Consider the following 912-nt stretch of genomic DNA (forward strand, 5'->3'; position numbering starts at 1 on the left):
AGAGTCCATCGTCTACGCTTTATATGGAGCAGTACCGATTTGCCTCTTAAAGGGAAATCTTCAACGGTTATCTCAGGCAAGAAGCCTTTGGATTGCGCTAATTCTGATTGGTACTCCTTGGGCAGCACGTTCTTTTCTTCTAGGTAAAAATGAACCTTACCTTCTGATGATTTATGGTCTACAATTTCAAAATAATCCATAACGCCTTCCGGTAACAAATACTGTGCTAATTTTATATTCAAGATCTAATCTGTTTTTGTCAAAGATAAAGTTTCTCCCCAAGTTTTACGTTTGATCCCTTTAAACCCAGATTTCTCTACCTGATTATGCCAATGTGCTAATTTAATTGAACTGGCTGTATTAAAGAGAGTTCGAAGTTCTTGCATTAAGTTGTGAGCGATTTTAATATCTGGATATTCATTAAATAATATCTTGCTTCTTTGATACTGATTTCCTGTCCATTTAGATGGTGCTTTGTAAAGTAGATACCTGCTTCTTGCTAAAAGTTGTTTTCTTGTATCGCCATTAGTAAAAATCCGTGGTTGATAGCCTTTTTTAAATGTCCTAGCTTGTTTTATTTCTTCGTTTTCAAGATCTATTGCCTCCCATCTGTGTTTTATTCTAATATTCTGTAATGCTTCTAGAGCAAGTTTCTGTACGTGGAAACGATCTGTTACTTGTATTGCTTTTGGGAAGCATCTTTTAGCAATAGTCTTCATAGAGTTTGCCATATCCAAAGTAATTTCTAAAACTTTAATTCTTTTCTCTATTGGTGTTTTTAGCATTTGCTCTACAATAGGTTCGACTTTGGTGCCTGAAAATATGGCTACAATTGCTCCTTTCTTCCCTTTTGCTTTTTTGTTGGTAATAATGGTATAGAGTTCCCCCTTTGGATAATGCTGTTTCGTCAAT

The 912-nt window shown here is 35.3% G+C and carries 2 protein-coding genes; both read right to left on the minus strand.

Going from position 1 to position 912, the window contains the following annotated elements:
* The coding region (locus ES677_RS15155) for an ISAon1 family transposase N-terminal region protein (protein WP_148381736.1) at nucleotides 1-242 on the minus strand (242 nt) is incomplete at its 3' end.
* A 3-nt stretch (nucleotides 243-245) separates the two neighbouring features.
* On the minus strand, nucleotides 246-912 hold a 667-nt coding region (locus tag ES677_RS15160; RefSeq protein ID WP_246124601.1), incomplete at its 5' end, for an ISAon1 family transposase.

Origin of the sequence: Bizionia gelidisalsuginis, from assembly GCF_008086185.1 — a bacterium.
In the GTDB taxonomy this organism is placed as follows: Bacteria; Bacteroidota; Bacteroidia; order Flavobacteriales; family Flavobacteriaceae; genus Bizionia; species Bizionia saleffrena.